At 73.4% G+C, this 18,958-nt stretch carries 15 protein-coding genes; 6 read left to right on the forward strand and 9 right to left on the reverse strand.

The window, feature by feature from the left end; genetic code table 11:
- The first annotated feature begins 30 nt into the window (after positions 1 to 30).
- The 3 genes from AC07B0_RS18995 (at position 31) to AC07B0_RS19005 (ending at position 4,138) form a co-directional block, all read left to right on the forward strand.
- Positions 31 to 354: an STAS domain-containing protein gene (locus AC07B0_RS18995; protein ID WP_281209083.1), complete on the forward strand. Its 324-nt coding sequence runs from the start codon at positions 31 to 33 to the stop codon at positions 352 to 354.
- Between the two features lie 109 nt (positions 355 to 463).
- Positions 464 to 1,105 (forward strand): LysE family translocator, encoded by a 642-nt coding sequence (locus AC07B0_RS19000; RefSeq protein WP_469376893.1) that lies wholly within the window; start codon positions 464 to 466, stop codon positions 1,103 to 1,105.
- 198 nt (positions 1,106 to 1,303) lie between these two features.
- Positions 1,304 to 4,138 (forward strand): ATP-binding protein, encoded by a 2,835-nt coding sequence (locus tag AC07B0_RS19005; RefSeq protein ID WP_478898619.1) that lies wholly within the window; start codon positions 1,304 to 1,306, stop codon positions 4,136 to 4,138.
- Between the two features lie 67 nt (positions 4,139 to 4,205).
- Here the strand turns inward: AC07B0_RS19005 and nucS are convergent, their stop codons facing one another.
- Positions 4,206 to 4,877, reverse strand: a complete 672-nt coding sequence (gene nucS / locus AC07B0_RS19010) for an endonuclease NucS (protein ID WP_356875545.1) — start codon at positions 4,875 to 4,877, stop codon at positions 4,206 to 4,208.
- A gap of 220 nt (positions 4,878 to 5,097) precedes the next feature.
- Here nucS and AC07B0_RS19015 point away from each other — a divergent pair, with 220 nt between their 5' ends.
- The gene (locus AC07B0_RS19015) at positions 5,098 to 5,490 is read left to right on the forward strand and encodes an SCO5389 family protein (protein ID WP_356875543.1); all 393 of its coding nucleotides are present in this window, start codon (positions 5,098 to 5,100) and stop codon (positions 5,488 to 5,490) included.
- A 137-nt stretch (positions 5,491 to 5,627) separates the two neighbouring features.
- Here AC07B0_RS19015 and AC07B0_RS19020 read toward each other — a convergent pair whose 3' ends face one another.
- Positions 5,628 to 6,671, reverse strand: coding sequence for an LLM class flavin-dependent oxidoreductase (locus AC07B0_RS19020; protein ID WP_356875541.1), 1,044 nt, complete (start codon positions 6,669 to 6,671; stop codon positions 5,628 to 5,630).
- A gap of 245 nt (positions 6,672 to 6,916) precedes the next feature.
- On the opposite strand from AC07B0_RS19020, the gene AC07B0_RS19025 reads away from it, so the two are divergent.
- A complete protein-coding gene (locus AC07B0_RS19025; protein WP_467290531.1) occupies positions 6,917 to 7,243 on the forward strand; it encodes an ATP/GTP-binding protein in 327 nt (108 codons plus the stop codon).
- A 12-nt stretch (positions 7,244 to 7,255) separates the two neighbouring features.
- Here AC07B0_RS19025 and AC07B0_RS19030 read toward each other — a convergent pair whose 3' ends face one another.
- The 7 genes from AC07B0_RS19030 to mce form a co-directional block, all read right to left on the reverse strand.
- Positions 7,256 to 8,047 carry an ABC transporter permease gene (locus AC07B0_RS19030; RefSeq protein WP_478898620.1) on the reverse strand — a complete coding sequence of 264 codons (792 nt, stop codon included), beginning with the start codon at positions 8,045 to 8,047 and terminating at the stop codon, positions 7,256 to 7,258.
- A gap of 38 nt (positions 8,048 to 8,085) precedes the next feature.
- Positions 8,086 to 9,258 carry an ABC transporter ATP-binding protein gene (locus AC07B0_RS19035; RefSeq protein WP_356875535.1) on the reverse strand — a complete coding sequence of 391 codons (1,173 nt, stop codon included), beginning with the start codon at positions 9,256 to 9,258 and terminating at the stop codon, positions 8,086 to 8,088.
- Between the two features lie 179 nt (positions 9,259 to 9,437).
- Positions 9,438 to 10,214 carry an ABC transporter permease gene (locus AC07B0_RS19040; protein ID WP_467290535.1) on the reverse strand — a complete coding sequence of 259 codons (777 nt, stop codon included), beginning with the start codon at positions 10,212 to 10,214 and terminating at the stop codon, positions 9,438 to 9,440.
- Between the two features lie 2 nt (positions 10,215 to 10,216).
- Positions 10,217 to 11,221 carry an ABC transporter ATP-binding protein gene (locus AC07B0_RS19045; RefSeq protein ID WP_478898621.1) on the reverse strand — a complete coding sequence of 335 codons (1,005 nt, stop codon included), beginning with the start codon at positions 11,219 to 11,221 and terminating at the stop codon, positions 10,217 to 10,219.
- Positions 11,222 to 11,334: 113 nt separating this feature from the next.
- Entirely contained in the window at positions 11,335 to 12,273 is a 939-nt protein-coding gene (locus AC07B0_RS19050) for a coiled-coil domain-containing protein (protein WP_267032604.1), read from the reverse strand.
- 195 nt (positions 12,274 to 12,468) lie between these two features.
- Positions 12,469 to 17,004, reverse strand: coding sequence for a polarized growth protein Scy (gene scy / locus AC07B0_RS19055; protein WP_478898622.1), 4,536 nt, complete (start codon positions 17,002 to 17,004; stop codon positions 12,469 to 12,471).
- A 181-nt stretch (positions 17,005 to 17,185) separates the two neighbouring features.
- On the reverse strand, positions 17,186 to 17,614 hold the full coding sequence (mce, locus tag AC07B0_RS19060) for a methylmalonyl-CoA epimerase (protein WP_100862853.1): 429 nt from the start codon (positions 17,612 to 17,614) through the stop codon (positions 17,186 to 17,188).
- Between the two features lie 135 nt (positions 17,615 to 17,749).
- Here mce and AC07B0_RS19065 point away from each other — a divergent pair, with 135 nt between their 5' ends.
- Complete coding sequence (locus AC07B0_RS19065) at positions 17,750 to 18,952, forward strand: acetyl-CoA C-acetyltransferase (protein ID WP_356875528.1); 1,203 nt, start codon at positions 17,750 to 17,752, stop codon at positions 18,950 to 18,952.
- Positions 18,953 to 18,958: the final 6 nt, after the last annotated feature.

The raw sequence follows: 18,958 nt of genomic DNA on the forward strand, positions 1-18,958 counted from the left end.
ACACGTACGCAGTACAGCCGGGGAGTACACATGCACATCAGGGGCGACCACGCCGAACTCGCAGTCGGGGGACGCCTCGACGTGCGCAGCGCGGCGGACGCCCGTACGGCCCTGCACAGTGCCCTCGACGACGGCCACGGCGACCTCGTGCTCGACCTGACCGGACTCGACTCCTGGGACGCGACCGGACTCGGCGTGATCATGGGGGCGCACCGGAGGGCCGGCCGGACCGGGCGGCGCCTCGTGCTGCGCGGGGTCCCGGCCCAGATGCAGCGGCTCCTCGTGGCGACCCGGCTGCACCGCATCCTCGCGATCGAGGGCGGGCTGGAAGCGGAGTCCCTGCCCCGGGTGTGACGGTGCCCGGGGCGTGACCCCGCCCCGGGGCCCGTTCCGTGCGGGCGCCCGGCCGCCGGCGCCGGAGAAATGGGCTGCGCGTTCCGGCCGGCTCCGCTTTCATGGCCGCATGGTGTCCACCGACCGCTTGCTGGCCTTCGCGGCCATGTCCTTCCTGCTGATCGTGATCCCCGGGCCCAGCGTCCTGTTCGTCATCGGCCGGGCCCTGGCCCAGGGCCGGCGCGCCGCGCTGACCACGGTCCTCGGCAACACGCTCGGCGCGTACGTGCTCGTCGTGGCCGTCGCCCTCGGCGTCGGCGCCGTGGTCGAACGCTCGGTGCTGATCTTCACGGGGCTCAAGCTGATCGGCGCCGCCTACCTCGTGTACCTCGGGGTCAAGGCCTGGAGGCAGCGCGGCGCACTGCACGCGGCCGTCACCGGCGACGCACCGCCGGCGCACGGCAGCCTGCGGACGCTGGGGGAGGGGTTCGTCGTCGGCGTGGCCAACCCCAAGACGATGGTGTTCTTCGCCGCGGTGCTGCCCCAGTTCGTGGACCGCGCCGCCGGACACGTGCCGGCGCAGATGCTGGTCCTCGGCCTGGTCTTCAACCTGATCGCGATCGTCTCCGACAGCGGGTGGGGGCTGGTCGCGGCCACCACCCGGGACTGGTTCGCGGGCTCACCGCGACGCCTCTCCCTGGTCGGCGGGACCGGCGGACTCACCATGATCGGCCTCGGCGTCACCGTGGCCGTGACCGGGCGGACGGACTGAGACACGGGCGGCGGCCGGCCGCCGCCCGACGGCCGGAAAATCGTAACGGTCCGGTGGTGAAGGCACCCCGGCGGTTCCCGCGCGACCGGCCACGGTCTAGGGTTCGGGCGGAAACCGGACCAGTAGCGACAGCGGCGTGAGCGAAGGCCGGACGTAATGACGGCGGCGGCGCGCGCGACGCGATCGGGGGACTTGGTCATGGACCGTACACAGGGGCAGTCCGATCGGGACGAACAGCCCACGGGGCAGACCCGGGCACTGCCGGCAGGCCCGCCGGCAGCACAGTCGCCGACAGGGCAGACGCCGACAGCACAGTCGCCGGCAGCACAGCCGGCGGCAGGGCAGCCGGAGGGCGGGCCGGGCGGCCGGGCCGCCACGGCGCCCGCACGCGTCGTCACACTGACCGCCGGCCCCTTCACCCTCACCGTCAACCCCGTCGACGGCAGCGAGATCGAGCCCCGTCGCCCCGGCACGCCGAAGGGCCGCCCCGCCAAGCGCGCCGCGGCCGCCCGCGCCGCCCGCGACGCCGCCGCACGGCCGCCCGTACTGCCCGGACCGCCCCTGCCCGCCCGGCCCCTCATGGAGCGCGCCGAGGAGCGGGAGCGCCTGGTCCGGCTGCTGGGCCGCGGGCGCTCCGTACGGCTCACCGGGGCCGCCGGCTCGGGCCGTACCGCGCTCCTCGACTCCGTCGCCGACGCCTGCGCGGGCCTCGCCCCGGACGGCGTCGTCCGGCTCAGCGGCCACGGGCAGCACCAGCCCGGCGAACTGCTGTACGCGCTGTACGCGGCCGTCCACGACGCGGCCGACGAACGGCCCGACCGTACGGAACTCCTCGCCCGGGTCGGGGAGATCGGCGCCATCGTGCTCCTCGACGACCTGGAACTCGGTGGCACCGCCCTCGACGAGCTGCTGCGCGCCACCCCCGAATGCGCCTACCTGCTCGCCGCCACCCCCGACACCAAGGCGCCCTCCGACGACTCGCACCTGGAGGAGGTCTTCCTCGGCGGGCTCGGCAAGGCCGACTGCGTCCTGCTGCTGGAGGCCGCCACCGGACGGGCGCTGACGGAGGAGGAGACCGTCTGGGCCGCGGACCTGCGCTTCGCCTCCGAAGGGCTGCCGCTGCGCTTCGTCCAGGCGGCCGCGCTGCTGCGCCAGCGCGACGAGCTGAACCGGCCCACCGCCGAGGACGACGACGAGGAACCGGGGGTCTTCGAGGAGCGCCCCCGCGACCCCGCCCACGTGCCGCTGCCCACGCTGGCCGAGGCCGCCGCCCCCGCCGAACTGCTGGCCTCCCGGGTCAGCGAGTCCGCCCGGGCCGCCCTGCGGATCGCCTGCGCCCTCGGCGGGGAACTCCCGCACCACGCCCACCTGCCCGCGCTGGTCGGGGACACCCACGCCGACTCCGCCGTCGCGGAACTCCTCGGCTGCGGGCTGATCACCCCGGTCGGGCCCCGGTACCGGCTCGCCGAGGGGGTCGCACGGCAGCTGGAGGAGGCCGGGTACGGGGAGACCGCCACCGAGGAGGCCCGGACCGCCGCCCGGCACTACGCCTGGTGGACCGGCCACGCCTCGGTGACCCCGGAGCGGGTCGCGGCCGAGGCCGACGCCGTGCTGGCCGCCCTGGCGGGCGCCGACGTGGTGGCCGCCGTACTCCTGGCCCGGACGGCCGCCCCGGCCTTCGCGGCGTCGCTGCACTGGGAGGCCTGGGAGCGGGTGCTGCGCTCGGGCGCCGAAGCCGCCCGCAAGGCCGGGGAGGTCGCCGAGCAGGCGTACTTCCACCACGAGCTGGGCGTGCTCGCGCTGTGCGAGGGACGTCTCGACCGGGCGCGCGCCGAGCTGGAGGCCTCCATCGGGCTGCGCGGCGCGCTCGCGGACAAGCGCGGAACGGTGGCCGGACGCCGGGCGCTGGCCCTGGTCACCGACCGGGAGGCGACGGGGGCCCTGGCCTCCCCGCCGCTGCGTCTGGAGCCCCCGGCGGCCGCGCCGGGCGCCGTCCCCCCGGCCCTGCCCACCGCCGGACCGGGCTCCGCCGTACCCCCTGCCCTGCCCGCCGCCGGACCGAGCGCGGCCACCCGGCCGCTGCCCGCGGCCGGACCGGTCCCGCCGTCCGCCGCGATAACCAAGGCGCTGCCGGCGACCAGACCGGCGCCCGGCGCCGCACCGGCCGCCGCCCTGACGCCGTTCCCGAGCCTCGCCCCGCCCCGCGGGCCGTCCGGCACCTCCGGTACCACCGGCACCTCCGGCACCTCCGGCCCCTTTGGCCCCGCCGGCTCCACCGGTCTTCCGGCCCTTTCCGGGGCGTCCGGCTCTCCGGTCTCCTCCGGCCCTGCCCGCCCCTCCGGCCCCTCCGGTACGGACGCCGTCACACAGGTCACTCCCGTGATCCGCAGCGTCGGCCCCGGCTCCGCCCCCTCGGCCCCCACGACCCTGTCGGCGGTCTTCGAGGACGCGTTCCCGCCGCTCACCAAGCCCGCCCCCGCCCCCGCGCCCGAGCCGGCCCCGGCCGCCGGCCCGGAGTCCCGCCGCAAGACCGTGCTGCTGGCCGCGGCCGGGGTGCTGACGGTGGCGGCGCTCGGCACCGTGATCGGCCTGGCCCTGACCTCGGGGGAGGAGGAGGCGCCCGCGAAGCCCGCGGTGTCCTCGACGCCGACCCCCGTGGTGCCGGATCCGCCGGCGGTCCCGGGCACGACGGGCAGCGACCCCGCCCCCGAGCCGGGCACGACGCCCCCGCCCGCAGACCCCGCCGACCCCGAGCCCGCCCCGAGCGGCGCCGCACCCGGCCAGGCCCCGACCTCCCGGGCGACCCCGCCGCGCCGCCCGGAGACCTCCCCGAACAAGCCGAACCCGCCGCAGCCGCCGACGAAGCCGACGCCCACCCCGACCCCGACGCCCCCCGACCCGGGCACCCCGACACCCAGCCAGAGCGCGACGGAACCGCTGCCGCCGACCGGGACGGCGGAGCCCCCGGCGACGACCCCCGCGAGCGTCAGCGCCCCGGCGGCCGGCAACTCCCCGACGGCCACGACGACGTAGCCGCCCGAGAACGCCGACGGCCCCCGAGCCAGGGCTCGGGGGCCGAACGGCAGACGGGTCGGAAGGGTCAGAACAGGCGGAGCTTGTCGTCCTCGATGCCGCGCATGGCGTTGTAGTCGAGCACCACGCAGTCCATGCCCCGGTCGTTCGCGAGCACGCGCGCCTGCGGCTTGATCTCCTGGGCCGCGAACACGCCCCGGACGGGGGCCAGGTGCGGATCCCGGTTCAGCAGCTCCAGGTAGCGGGTGAGCTGTTCGACGCCGTCGATCTCCCCGCGCCGCTTGATCTCCACGGCCACCGTCGCGCCGGAGGCGTCCCGGCACAGGATGTCGACCGGGCCGATCGCCGTCATGTACTCGCGCCGGATCAGGGTGTAGCCCTCGCCCAGGGTGTCGATGCGGTCGGCGAGCAGCTCCTGGAGGTGCGCCTCGACGCCGTCCTTGATCAGCCCGGGGTCGGTGCCCAGCTCGTGGGAGGAGTCGTGGAGGACTTCCTCCATGGTGATGATGAGCTTCTCGCCCGCCTTGTTGACGACGGTCCAGACGCCCGCGTCGTCACCGCTCCCCTCCTTGAGGGTGCACGGAGGCGACATCCAGTTGAGCGGTTTGTACGCCCGGTCGTCCGCGTGGATCGAGACACTGCCGTCGGCCTTCACGAGGATCAGACGGGGTGCCGAGGGCAGATGGGCGGTGAGCCGGCCCGCGTAGTCGACGGAGCAGCGGGCAATGACGAGACGCATGGTCGGCAACGCTACTCGACGGATGCGCCTCCACGCGATTCGCCCCTGAAAGCCCCGTTCGCCGATGGCGCGTTGTATGCGCATTCTCCTGGTGCGGTACCCGGTGGGCGCCTACCGTGGTGAGCGGGAGGTTGTCGAACGTGCACACTGCGTCGCGATCTCCTTCCCTGCCCGTAAGACTCCGGCAACCCAAACGGCCGGGGTCACGAGAGGAGAACCCATGTCGCTCGACGTCTCACCGGCCCTACTCGAACAGGCCGAGCGAGGCGAGGTCGACGAAGCCGCCTTCGTCGACTGCGTCCGGACCTCCCTGCCTTACGCATGGGAGATGATCAGCTCGTTGACGGCCCAGCTGGAGGTTGAGGGCGGAGAGTTCGCCGACAACCAGACGCCGCCGCCGGACGAGCAGGCGCGCGGGCAGCTGCTGCGCGCGCTGGCGAGTGACGCGATACGTGGTGCGCTGCAGCGGCACTTCGGGGTGCGCCTGGCATTCCAGAACTGTCACCGTGTGGCGGTGTTCCCGCTGGATTCCTCGTCGGATGAGAGGCACGCCCGGTTCACCTCGATCCGCGGCCAGCTGCTCAACCAGTCTCCGGAGCTGCGGGACTGCTAGGTACTTCGCTGCCGCTCCGTGTCGCGGGAGGTGCGACTGACACCGGAGCGGCAGCCCGGACCCGGCCCTTGCGGTACCCGGGCAGGTGTCCCTGACCGGTGCCTCTGACGGGTGCCTCTGACCGGTGCCCCGGTGCCTCAGGCTCCGGCGGCCTCCAGCCGCGGCAGTACCTCGGCGCCGAGCCGCCGTACGTTCTCCTCCGTGGCGGCGAGGTCGCCGGAACCCTCCGTCAGCAGGGCGAAACGCGTGATCCCGGTCCGCTCCGAGGTCGCGGCCAGCCGGTCCGCCGCCAGCCGCGGGGTGCCGACGGGATGCAGCTCGCAGAGCAGCTCCGTGTACGCGACGGGGTCCCGCATCGCGCGCTGCCGGCCGTCGACCGTGACGTGCGCGTCCAGGCCCTGGCGCAACCATCCCGGCATCGCCTTCACCAGGGTCTCGCGGGCGTCCGCCGTCCGGTCCGCGAGCTGGACGACCCCCGCCGAGACGTGCCCGGCGGCCCGTACCGCCTCCGGCGCGTGCCCCGCCGCCAGCGCGGTCCGCCGCCACAGCGCGACCATCGCCGCCTTGTCCTCGTCGCCGCAGTGCATGCCCAGCAGCATCGGCAGTCCGCGCTCCGCGGCCGTGCGCACCGACGCCGGGGAGGTGCAGGCGACGATCACTTCCGGCCCACTCCCGTCCCCGTCCAGCGCCTCGTCCGGACGCGGTACGACGGCCACCTCGCGGAAGGCGTGCCGCTCGCCGGCCGCCCCCACGCGCGGCTCCGACAGCCACCGCCGCAGCAGGTCGAGGTCCTCCGGGAAGCCGTTCTCGTACGCCTCCAGGCCGCCCCCGAACACCTCCAGGTCCACCCACGGCCCGCCCCGGCCCACCCCGAGGGTGAACCGGCCCCCCGAGGTGACGTGCAGCAGGGCGGCCTGCTCCCCGAGGGCCACCGGATGCGTGCTCGGCAGCACGCTCACCGCCGTCCCCACCCGCAGCCGCCGGGTCCGCCCCAGCAGCAGCGCCGCCAGGGTCACCGCCGACGGGCACACGCCGTACGGCACGAAATGGTGCTCGGCCAGCCAGACCGAGTCCAGCCCGGCCTCCTCGGCGACCTCGGCGGTCCGCACCGCCCGGTGCAGCGCCTCCCCCTGCCCCTGACCCGGGAACTGGGCCCCCAGTACGAACGCTCCTACGCGCATCGCCTTCATCCTCCTCGCGGCTGACGCGGCCTCCCCCAGGCGGACCGACTCGTTGATGGCATCAACGTCTGCTGGCAACAACGTCTGACACGTGCCAAAGGCACGGCCTGACGGGAAAGTTATTGAGATTGTCGGGTCGGTCCGCCGATGCCGGTCGGCCTTCCTCGGACACCCTGCGGGTACCCCGGCTCGCTGCGCGTAGTCTGGGAGAAAGTCACTGCCGCCCGCCCTTTCGTGAGGTATACGTGTCACCGCGCCACAACCGCCCCAGGGGCGGCGAGACTCCGGACGAACGACCCCACACCGGCCTCGACCGGTACGGGCTGGAGCGGACCGAGGAGTACCAGGGCGAGGAGTGGAAGGTCCGGCACGTCGCGGGCGCCAGCGCGGCGGGGAAGCGCTACCGCTGCCCCGGCTGCGACCAGGAGATCCCCTCGGGCACCCCGCACCTCGTGGCCTGGCCCGAGTACGGCGGGGTGGACGACCGGCGGCACTGGCACAAGGCCTGCTGGAACGCGAAGGACCGCCGCACCTCCAAGGTGCAGCGGTCCCGGAACGCCCCCAAGTACTGACGGGACGCGGCGTCAGACGTCCCGGCGCCGCACCACGACGTACGAGGCGGCCACGGCGATCGCCGTCACCGTGACGAGCAGCAGCAGCTGCGCCCAGTCGCCGGGCATCGCCGAGCCCTCCACGGTCGCGTCGTCCGCCACCCCGAAGAGCTGGACGAGCGCGACGGGTGCGTTGAAGCGGGTGACGGCCCGGCCGATGGCCTCGGTGGCGGGCCAGACGCTCAGTATCGTGCCGAGCACGGGCGGCAGGGTGACCACGCCCAGCATGACGGCGATGCCGCCCGCGGAGTGCCGCACCAGGGCCCCGACGGCCAGCGACAGGACGCCCAGCAGCATGACGTAGAAACAGCCGGCCAGTGCGCCCGCCCACTCCGCGGCGTAGTGGGGTCCGGCGGCCTGCCCGTTGTGCAGGAGGGCGGCGGAGAAGCCGACCACGGCCACCGAGCCGACGGTGACGCCGAAGGACACGGCGCCGAAGACGAGGTACTTCGCGGTCAGCACCCGCAGCCGTTCGGGGGCGGCGGTGAAGGTGGTGCGGACCAGTCCGGTGCCGTACTCGGAGGTGATCGTCAGCACGCCGAGCACGATCACGGCGACCTGGCCGACCATCAGGCCGAAGAGCGCCGGCCCCGTGTACGGGATCGTCATGTAGTCCGCGGACCGGGTCTGGACGATGGCCAGCAGGCCGACGCCGACCACCAGGGCCACGAGCGAGCCGAGCGTCCACAGGGTGGAGCGCACGGAGGTCAGCTTGGTCCACTCCGAGGCCAGCGCGTGGCCCAGGTGCGGCCGCGGCGTGGGCATCGGCGAGGTGTAGGTCGCGGTCGGTGCGGGGCGGCCGGTCATCTGGGGTCCTCGGAGGTGCTCTCGGTGCTCGCGGTCTGCTCGGTGTTCCCGGCGGGGTCCGTCCCGGTCCGCCGTGCGGCGGGGGCGAGGTCGGCGGCGCTGCCGGGCATCAGGAAGGGCCGGGCGCCCGCCGCGGGGGGCGGGGGAGCGAAGAAGCTCGCCGCGGTCTCCGTCGGGACCTCGGGAGCCGCCTCCTCCTCCCAGTCCGGGACGGTCAGCGGTTCGGGCTCCCACAGCTCGGCGCGGGGGTCGTCGGTGGAGGTGTACTCCAGCGAGGACTGGGTCATCCGCATGTAGGCCTCCTCCAGCGAGGCCCGGTGCGGGGACAGCTCCCACAGCCGTACCCCGGCCTCGTGGGCGAGGTCGCTGATGCGGGGGAGGTCCAGGCCGGTGACCCGCAGGGTCCCGCCGTTCTCCTGGAGGACCCGGCCGCCCGCCTTGGCGAGGGCGGCGGCGAGGACGACGCGGCCGTCGGGCCGGTCCCCGGCGGGACGGACCCGTGCGAATCCGGCCGAGTTGTGCGTGATGAAGTCCTGGGTGCTCATGTCGGCCAGCAGCCGGCCCCGGCCGATCACGATCAGGTGGTCGGCGGTCAGCGCCATCTCGCTCATGAGGTGCGAGGAGACGAAGACGGTGCGGCCCTCCGCGGCGAGCTGCCGCATCAGGTTGCGGACCCAGAGGATGCCCTCGGGGTCGAGGCCGTTGACCGGCTCGTCGAAGAGCAGCACCTGGGGGTCGCCCAGGAGGGCGGTCGCGATGCCGAGCCGCTGGCCCATGCCGAGGGAGAAGCCCTTGGTGCGCTGCCGGGCCACGTCCTGGAGGCCGACCACGCCCAGTACCTCGTCGACCCGCTTCTCGGGGATCCCGGAGAGCTGGGCGACGGACAGCAGGTGGGTGCGGGCCTTGCGGCCGCCGTGCACGGCCTTGGCGTCGAGGAGGGCGCCGACGTGCCGCTGGGCGTTCGGCAGCTGCCGGAAGGGCATGCCGTTGATCGTGACGTGGCCCGAGGTGGGCCGGTCGAGACCGACGATCATGCGCATGGTGGTGGACTTCCCGGAGCCGTTGGGCCCCAGGAAACCGGTGACGTGACCCGGCCTGACCTGGAAGGACAGCTGGTCGACGGCGGTCTTCGCGCCGAAGCGCTTGGTCAGGCCGACTGCCTCGATCATCGTGCTGCCCCTTGCCAGGCCCGGAAGGCTCTCGTCCGTATAACCCTTAAGAGGATATCGAGCGTACGTCGGTTCCCACCCGGGCCGGATCCCTGAGCTGCCCCTGAGATCCGACCCGGGGATGACCCGTAGTACCTGGGGCGTCCGTCCTGCGACGGACGCCCCGTCTCACCCCTCCGTCACGCGTCGCGCTTCTTCAGCACCAGGTAGCCGCCGAGTACCGCTGCCAGCACCCACAGGAGCATGATCCCGAGGCCGCCCCACGGGCCGTACGGCGTTTCGGCGCTGTCCATGGCGCCCGGCACGACCTGCATGATCTTGGAGCCGGCCTGGTCCGGGAAGTACTGGGCCACCTTCCGGGTGGTCTCGACGGCCCCGAGGATGGTCGAGACCAGGAAGAAGAACGGCATCAGGATGCCGAGCGCCAGCATCTGGCTGCGCAGGATCGTGGTCACGCCCATCGAGAAGAGCGCGATCAGCGCCATGTAGAGCCCGGCGCCGATCACCGCCCGCAGGACGTTGTCCTCGCCGATGCCGATGCTGCGGTCGCCCAGGATGGCCTGGCCCAGGAAGAACGAGAGGAAGCTGGTCAGCAGGCCCACGACCAGCGCGAGCGCCGTCGCGACGGTGAGCTTGCCGAACAGGAAGCCCGCCCGGCCCGGCACGGCGGCCAGCGAGGTGCGGATCATGCCCGAGCTGTACTCGCTGCCGACCACCAGGACGCCGAACACGATCATCGCGAGCTGCCCGAGGGTCATGCCCGCGAAGCTCGCGAGGGTGGGGTCGAAGGTGATCTGCTGTTCCTTCGGCATGTCGTCGAAGGTGGAGTTGAACAGCGCGCACAGCGCGGCGCTGATGCCCACCGTGACGACGAGCGCGGAGGCCAGGGTCCACGTGGTGGAGGCGACCGTACGGATCTTGGTCCACTCGGAGCGGAGGACTGCGGAGAAAGCCATGATCACTCGCCGTCCTTGCGCATCGCGTCGTAGCCGGCGCCCCAGGCGGGGGCGTCCGCCGGGCCCACGGCCTGGGGCGCCGGCGGACCGGGCACCCCCGGAGCGTGGGCGTGGTACTCGACGGAGTCCGCCGTCATGCGCATGAACGCTTCCTCCAGTGAAGCCCGTTGCGGGCTGAGTTCGTGCAGCACGATCTGGTGCTGGGCGGCCAGTTCGCCGAGCCGCTCCGGCCCCACGCCGTCGATCTCCAGCGCGCCGGTGGCCGGCACGCTGACCGCGGTGATCCCGGCCTCGTGCAGGACGTCCTTGAGCCGTTCCTGCTGCGGAGAGCGCAGCCGTACGAAACTCCGCGAGTTCTGCTGGATGAAATCGGCCATCGACAAGTCGGCGAGCAGCTTTCCCTGCCCGATGACCACCAAATGGTCTGCGGTCAGGGCCATTTCGCTCATCAGGTGAGAGGAGACGAAGATCGTCCGGCCTTCGGCGGCCAGACCCTTCATGAGATTGCGGATCCAGAGAATTCCCTCCGGGTCCAGACCATTGACGGGTTCGTCGAACATGAGGATCTCCGGATCCCCGAGCAGTGCGGAGGCGATTCCCAGCCTCTGCCCCATCCCGAGCGAAAATCCTTTCGACTTCTTCTTGGCCACGGCCGTCAGTCCGACCAGGTCCAGCACCTCGGCCACCCGGCTCTCCGGGATCCGGTTCGACTGGGCGAGGCAGAGAAGGTTGTTGTACGCGCTGCGCGCGCCGTTCATGGCTTTCGCGTCCAGCAGCGCTCCGATGTACTTCAGCGGCTCCGGCAGGTCCCGGTAGTGCTTGCCGTCGATCCTGACCGTCCCGCTGGTCGGGTTGTCGAGGTCGAGCATCATGCGCATGGTCGTGGACTTCCCGGCCCCGTTGGGGCCGAGGAAGCCGGTCACCACCCCCGGTTTGACCTGGAAGCTGAGGTGGTCCACGGCGGTCTTCGCGCCGAATCGTTTGGTAAGGCCCTCGAGCTCGATCATGCCGACACGCTAGAACGCCGAAGGGCCGTGCGCCACCTCGAAAGGGTGACGCACGGCCCACGGAATCATACTTTCGCTACCAGCGAGTACCAGGCGCCCTTCGGCGGACCGCCCTACCGGCTCTGCTGGGCCGGGACACCACGGGTCACCGGCTCGTCGTCGATCGGGGAACCCGCGGCCGCGACGGCCGCTCCCGTCAGCGTCGCCAGCATCTCGCGGACGTTGGTCAGCTGCGCGTTGATGGAGTCGCGGCGGTTGGTGAGCGCCGCCAGCTCGCGCTCGGACTCGCTGCGGATCCGGTCGGCCTTGGCGTTGGCGTCGGCGACGATGTCCTCGGCCTGGCGCTGCGCGGTCTCCACGGTCTGGCGGGCCCGGCGTTCGGCGTCCGTACGGAGCTTCTCGGCTTCCAGGCGCAGCTGCTCCGCGCGGTGCTCGATCTCCGCCAGACGCTTTTCGGCCTTCTGCTGACGCGAGGCCAGGTCGCGCTCCGACTGCTCGCGGCGCTTGGCCAGGTTGGTCTCGAAGTCCGCGGCGGCCTGGGCGGCCTTGGCGCGGGTCTCCTCGAACAGCGCGTCGGCCTCCTCGCGCTTGGAGGCCGCGTCCTTCTGCGCCTCCGCACGCAGGGTGGAGGCGTCACCCTTGGCCTTCTCGACGATGCGGACGCCCTCGTCCTCCGCCTTCGACTTGCGGTCCGCCGCGAAGGACTCGGCGTCGTTGCGCACCTGCTGGGCCGCCGACTCGGCCAGCTCCCGGTGCTGCTCCGCCGCGCGACGGGCCTCCTCGCGCAGGTCCTTCGCCTCCTCCTCGGCCAGCCGCAGGATCTTCTCGACCCGGGCGCCGAGGCCGGCGTACGACGGCTCGGCGTCGCTCACCTGGGCCTGGGCGTTCTGCGTCTCGAGGTGCAGCTCCTCGATCCGCTTTTCCAGAGAGTTGATACGTCCCAGTGCGCTGTCGCGGTCGGAGACCAGCTTGGTAATGCGGTCGTCCACCTGACCGCGGTCGTAACCACGCCGCACGAGCTCGAAGCCGAAGGGGGAGGAAGTGTCGCTCATGGGGTTCCTGTCGAATGAGACCGATGAGGTGCTACGTGAGGTGTTAAGGGGAATCCTAGGCGCCCGGGCGGCGTGTCATCGAGTCAATCCGCGTTTGCCCTGGACAATGACACCCCTTTTGAGTGGCAAGGCGACAGAATGCTTGTCACTCGTCCGCCTGAACCTTCATCAGAAGCACACATCCATACGTTCTGACTAGCCCTCTGACGCCTTACCACCCGAACGAGTGGAACCCGCTGTTGCGCCGGCCTTCACGCCCCCCGCGCCCTGGCCGCCGATCAGGGGCTTTCCGCCACCCGAAGGCGCCTCGAATGATTCCAACGCCTCAAGAACGTCCTGGACACGGGAGATCTCCGCCTGAATGTCCTCGCGCCTGCGCACCAGGACCTCCAGCTCGCGGCGGCCCTCCTCGACCAGCCGCTCCGCCTCCGCACGCGCCTCGGCGAGGGTCTTCTCGGCCTCCCGCGTGAGCTCGGCCTTCTTCGTCTCGGCCTCCTTGAGCAGCGCCTCCGCCTTGCGCACCGCCGCGATCCGGACCTTGCCGGCCTCGCTGCTCGCGTCCGACACCATGGCCTTGGCCTTCGCCTCGGCCTCGACGCTCTGCTCGGTCGCCGCCCGCACCAGCTTGTCGACGCGCTCGCCGGCCGACTTCATCTGCTCCGCCGACTCCCGGCGGGCCCGCTCGTGCAGTTCCTCGACCTCGGACTCGACCCGGGAGCGCAGCTCCTCCGCCCGCTCCCTTATGGCGGCGGCGTCCGTACGCGCCCCCACCAGCAGCTCGTTCGCGTCCGTACGGGCCTTCTCCACCGTGGAGTTGCCCTCGACGGTCGCCTCCGAGGTGATCCGCGCCGCCTCCTTGCGCGCCGCGTCGACCATCGCGTCCGCCTGCTCCTCGGCCGCCGTGGTGGCGGCCAGGGCCTGCCGGCCGGCGTCGGAGGTGAGCTTCTCCGCCTCCGCCGAGGCCTCCGTGATGAGCCGGTCGACCTGCTCCGCGGCCTCGCTGCGCCGCTTGTTGGCCGCCTCCCGGGCCTCGTCCAGCAGCCGCTCGGACTCCGTACGGGCCTCCGCGCGGGTGCGCTCGGCCGCGGCCGCGGCCTCCGCCTTGACCCGCTCGGCCTCCGCCCGGGTACGGGTCGCGTGCTCCTGCGCCGAGGACAGCGCCTCCGCCGCCTCCGCGCGCAGCCGCTCCGCTTCGGTCTGCGCCTCGCCGACGGTGCGTTCGTTGTCCTTGCGGGTCCGCTCCGTGAGCTTCTCCGCCTCCGACGCCGCCTCGGTGATGAGCCGGTCCGCCTGCTCGGCGGCCTCCGTGCGGAGCCGTCCCGCCTCGGTACGGGCCTCGTCGAGCGTCTGCTCGGCGTCCCGCTCCGCGCCGGCCAGGGTCTCGTTCGCCGCGACCGTGACGCGGTCGGCCTCCGCGGTGGCCTCGCCGATGATCCGGCCGCCCTCCGCGCGGGCCTCGTCCAGGGCCGACGCCGCCTCGGCGCGCAGCCGCTCGGCCTCGGCCGCGGCCTCGCCGACGGTGGCCTCGTTGGCCGCGCGGGTCTCCTCGACCAGCCGGTCGCCCTCGGCGCGGGCGTCCACCAGGATCCGCGTCGAATCCCGCTCGGCCGCCGCCAGGGTCTCGGCCGCCTGGGCGGTGAGCCGCTCCGCCTTCGCGGTGGCCTCGCCGACCGTGGCCTCGTTGGCGGCGCGGACCTCCTCGGTGAGGCGCTCGGCCTCCGCCGTCGCCCCGGTGATGAGGTGGTCCGCCTGCTCGGCGGCCTCGGTACGCAGCCGGCCGGCCTCGGTACGGGCCTCGTCCAGCGTGTTCGCCGCCTCGGCGCGGGTCGCCTCCGCGGCGGCCAGCGCCTCCGCGGTCAGCCGCTCCGCCTCCGCCGTGGCCTCGCCGACCGTGAGGGCGTTCGCCGCCAGGGTCTCCTCGGTGAGGCGCTCGGCCTCCGCGGTCGCCTCGGCGACGATCCGGGCGCCCTCGGTGCGGGACGCCTCCAGGGATTCCGCCGCCTCGCCGCGGATCCGGTTCGCGTCGTCCCGGGCGTCCGCCCGGGTGCGGGCCGCGTCGCGCTCCGAGGCCGCCAGGGCGTCCGTCGCCTCGGTGCGCACCCGCTGCGCGTACTCCGCGGTGTCCGTGCGCAGCTGCTCCGCCTCGGCGATCGCGTCGCCGACCGTGCGCTCCGCGAGGGCCTTCGCCGCGTCCGTCTCGACGCGGGCCTCGCTGCGGACGCGGGCCGCGTCCTCGGCCGCGCGCTCGCGCTCCGCCCGGGCGTCGGCGCGGACCCGGTCCGACTCCTCCTCCGCCTCGGTGCGCGTACGCTCCGCCGCGTGCTCGGCGGCGCTGCGCAGCCCGGCGATCTCCTCCTCGGCCTGCTCGTGCAGCCCGGCCACGGAGTCCCGTACCTGCTGGGCGGTGGCCTCGGCCGCCGCGACCACCTCGGACGCGCGCCGCTCGGCCTCCTCCGTCAGCCAGACCGCCTCGGCGGTGGCCTCCTCGGAGCGCTTGCGGGCCTGCGCGAGGAGTTCCTCGCTCTGCTCACGGGCCTGGGCCCGCTCGTTGCCGGCGTCCGTACGGGCCGCCGACAGGGTCTCCTCGGCCTCCCGGCGCCGCCGGGCGGCCTCCTCCTGGGCGGCGGACAGGGCCTCCGCGGCCTCCGCCGCGACCCGCTCCGCGGCCGCCTTGGCCTCGGCGCGCAGCCGGTCCGCGGTCTCCTGCGCCTCGCCGCGCACCCGCTCGGCCTCGGCCTCGGCCTCGCCGCGCAGCCGTACCGAGACCTGCTCGGCCTCCGCGCGGACCCGTCCGGCGTCCTCCGCCGCGTCCGTGCGCAGCTGGTCGGCCTCCGCCTGGGACTGGGCCTGGAGGGTGCGGATCCGCTCCGCCGACTCGGCGCGCAGCCGGTCGTTCTCCTCGGTGGTCTCCTTGCGGATGTTCTCCGCCGCGGCGCGGGCGTCGCGCAGCGTCTGCTCGGACGCGGTGAGGCGGGCCTCGGCGTCCGTGTGGAGCCGGACGAGCTCCTCGTCCGCCTCCGCGCGCTTCGCGGCGATGGCCTGCTCGGTCTCCTCGCGCCGGGCACGGGCCGCCGCGTCCGCCTCGGCGGCCAGGGCCTGCGCCTGCTCCTCGGCCTCGGCGCGCAGCCGCTCGGCCTCGGCGCGGGTGCGCTCCAGGGTCTCCTCGGCCTGCCGGCGCAGGGTGGTGGCGCGCTCCACGGCCTCGGCGCGGACCCGCTCGCTCTCGGCGGTGGCCCCGCCGCGCAGTTCGTCCGCGTCCGACTTGGCCTTGCCGAGGAGTTCCTCGGCGGTGCGGGCCGCCTCCTCGATCTGCTGGACCGCCTCGCGGCGGGCCTCCCCGCGGATCCGTTCGCCCTCGGCGACGGCCTCCGCGCGCAGCTGCTCGGCCTCGCCGCGCAGCCGGCGGGCCTCTCCCTGGAGCTCGACCGTACGGGCCCGGTACTCCTCGGTGTCGTCCTTGGCGGCGCCCTTGAGCTCGTCGGCCGTGGCCGCCGCCTGGAGGCGCAGCCGGTCGGCCTCGGACTCCGCCTCGCGGCGGATCCGTTCGGCCTCCTCGGAGGCGGCACGGGTGGTGGCCCGGGCGTCCTCCGAGGCCTTGTTCAGTACGTCCTCGGCGGTGCGCGCGGCCTTCGCCAGCTGCGCCGCGGTGTCCTCGGCGGCGGCCGTACGGGCCTGCTCGCCGGCCTCGGTGCGCAGCCGCTCCGCCTCGGCGCGGGCGTCGGCCAGCGCCTGCTCGGCCTCGGCCTTGAGGACCTCGGCCTCCTTGGTGGCCTCGCCGACCAGCCGGGCGACCTGCTCCTTGGCGGTCCGGGTGCGCTGCTCGTTGACGGACTCGGCCGAGGCGAGCTGCCGGGCGGCGCTCTCCTTGGCGTCGGCGAGGAGGGTCTCCGCCTCCGCGCGGGCCGTGCGCAGCGCCCCGTCGGCCTCCTGCACCCGGGCCTCGGCCACCCGGCCGAGGTCCATGGTCTGCTGCCGGGTCTGCTCGGCCTCGGCGGTGGTGCTGCTCCGGAGCCGTTCCGCGTGCTCGGTGGCCTCCTGGGCCTGTGCGGAGGCGGCGGCCAGCAGCCGCTCGGCCTCCTTGCGGGCGCGCAGCAGGGTCGACTCGGCCTCGCCGCGGGCGGCCTCGGCGTCGGAGGCGAGCCGGCGGCGGGCCTCCTCGACGGTGCGGGCGGCCTCGGCGCGGGCGGCGTTCAGCGCCTGCTCGGCCTCGGCGCGGGACTCGTCCATGAGCCGGCGGGCCTGGGACTCCGTACGGGCGCGCAGCTGCTCGGCCCAGGCGACGTTCTCGTTGACGTGCGCCTCGACGGTCTGGCGGCGCTCGTTGAGCTCCTGGTCCAGGCGCTGGCGGCGGTTGACGGCCTCGGAGTGCAGCTCGGCCTGGAGGCGCGCCTGGTGCTCGGCGTGTTCCTGGAGGATCCGCTGGGTCTGCGCCCGGGCGTCGCGCAGCTCGCGCTCGGCGTCGGAGCGCATCTGGTCGGCCTGGATCTGGGCATTGCGGAGCAGCTGCTCCGCCTGGTAGCCCATGTCCGCGCCGTCGTAGGCAGGGCGGGACGCGAGATTGCGGCGTACCTCATGGAGCTTGGCGCGCAGCACCTCGACCTGGTAGCCCAGGTCTTCCGCGTGCTGGACGGCCTTCCCGCGTTCCTTCTTCAGCCGCTCCATCTCGGCCTCGAAGCGCGAGAGGTGATCGGCCTCGGCCTGATGGCTCTCCTGGCTTTCGTAGCCCCGCACAGCGCGGTCCCATCCGTCCCCTGGTCGCAAGCTCATGTCCAAATGAGCATCGCTCGCCCGCTGAACGACGCCCCCGGGGAATGGTGTCAGATACCGGGGCAGGGGTCACAGGCCCCGACCCCGTCTCCGCACCGAACCCCGGCCGAGCCATGGCCACTCTACCGGCCGGGGAATCGGGGCATCAGTGCTCCGGGTTGGAGGTGACCAGTTCGGTGAGGACTCCGTGGCAGTCCTTGGGGTGGAGGAAGGTGATCCGGGAGCCCATGGAGCCGATGCGGGGCTGGTCGTAGAGGACGCGGACGCCCTTGCCGCGGATGGCTTCGGCGTCGCCGTCGACGTCGGCGGTGCCGAAGGCGATGTGGTGGACGCCCTCGCCGTTCTTGGCCAGCCACTTGCCGACCGCGGAGTCCTCGCGGGTGGGCTCCAGGAGCTGGAGGTAGGAGGCCCCGCCGTCGGAGGTCTCGTTGATCTTGAGCATGGCCTCGCGGACGCCCTGTTCCTCGTTGACCTCGGTGTGGAACACCTCGAATCCGTACGTGGCGCGGTAGAACTCGACGGTCTTGTCGAGGTCGAAGCAGGCGATCCCGATGTGGTCGATCCTTGTCAGCATGGGACCAGTGCACCGCCGCGGAGGGTGGTTACGCAACGTGCCAGCGATCACACCGACTGCCGGGTGACTGCGCGGGTACTGCTCAGTACATTCAGGTAAACCCTCGTTCACTCCTCATCCAAGGGGCTGTGCCTCATGTCCGGAACGAACAACACCACTTCAGTGATCGTCGCCGGGGCCCGCACGCCCATGGGGCGTCTGCTCGGCTCGCTGAAGTCCTTCTCGGGCGCCGACCTCGGCGGATTCGCCATCAAGTCCGCGCTGGAACGGGCCGGGATCTCCGGTGACCAGGTCCAGTACGTGATCATGGGCCAGGTGCTCCAGGCCGGCGCGGGCCAGATCCCCGCCCGCCAGGCCGCCGTCAAGGCGGGCATCCCCATGAACGTCCCGGCGCTGACGATCAACAAGGTCTGCCTGTCGGGTCTCGACGCCATCGCGCTCGCCGACCAGCTCATCCGCGCCGGTGAGTTCGACGTCGTGGTCGCGGGCGGCCAGGAGTCGATGACCAACGCCCCGCACCTGCTGCCGAAGTCCCGCGAGGGCTTCAAGTACGGCGCCATCGAGATGCTCGACGCGATGGCCTACGACGGCCTCACCGACGCCTTCGAGAACATCGCGATGGGCGAGTCCACCGAGAAGCACAACACCCGCCTGGGCATCGAGCGGGCCCCGCAGGACGAGTTCGCGGCCGCCTCCCACCAGCGCGCCGCCGCCGCGCAGAAGAACGGGATCTTCGAGGCCGAGATCACCCCGGTCGAGATCCCGCAGCGCAAGGGCGACCCGGTGCTGTTCTCCGCCGACGAGGGCATCCGCCCCGAGACCACGGCGGAGTCCCTCGGCAAGCTGCGCCCGGCGTTCGCGAAGGACGGCACCATCACCGCCGGCACCTCCTCGCAGATCAGCGACGGCGCCGCCGCCGTGGTCGTGATGAGCAAGGCGAAGGCGGAGGAGCTCGGCCTGGAGTGGATCGCCGAGATCGGCGCCCACGGCAACGTGGCCGGTCCGGACAACTCGCTCCAGTCGCAGCCGTCGAACGCGATCGCCCACGCCCTGAAGAAGGAGGGCCTGGAGGTCGCCGACCTGGACCTGATCGAGATCAACGAGGCCTTCGCGGCGGTCGCCGTGCAGTCAATGAAGGACCTCGGCGTGACCCCGGAAAAGGTGAACGTCAACGGTGGCGCCATTGCCCTGGGGCACCCGATCGGCATGTCCGGCGCCCGCGTGGTGCTGCACCTGGCGCTGGAGCTCAAGCGGCGCGGCGGCGGTGTCGGCGCCGCAGCGCTGTGCGGCGGCGGCGGGCAGGGCGACGCCCTCGTGATCCGCGTCCCGAAGGCGTAGGTGCCC

The organism is Streptomyces sp. NPDC044704 (genome assembly GCF_056433525.1).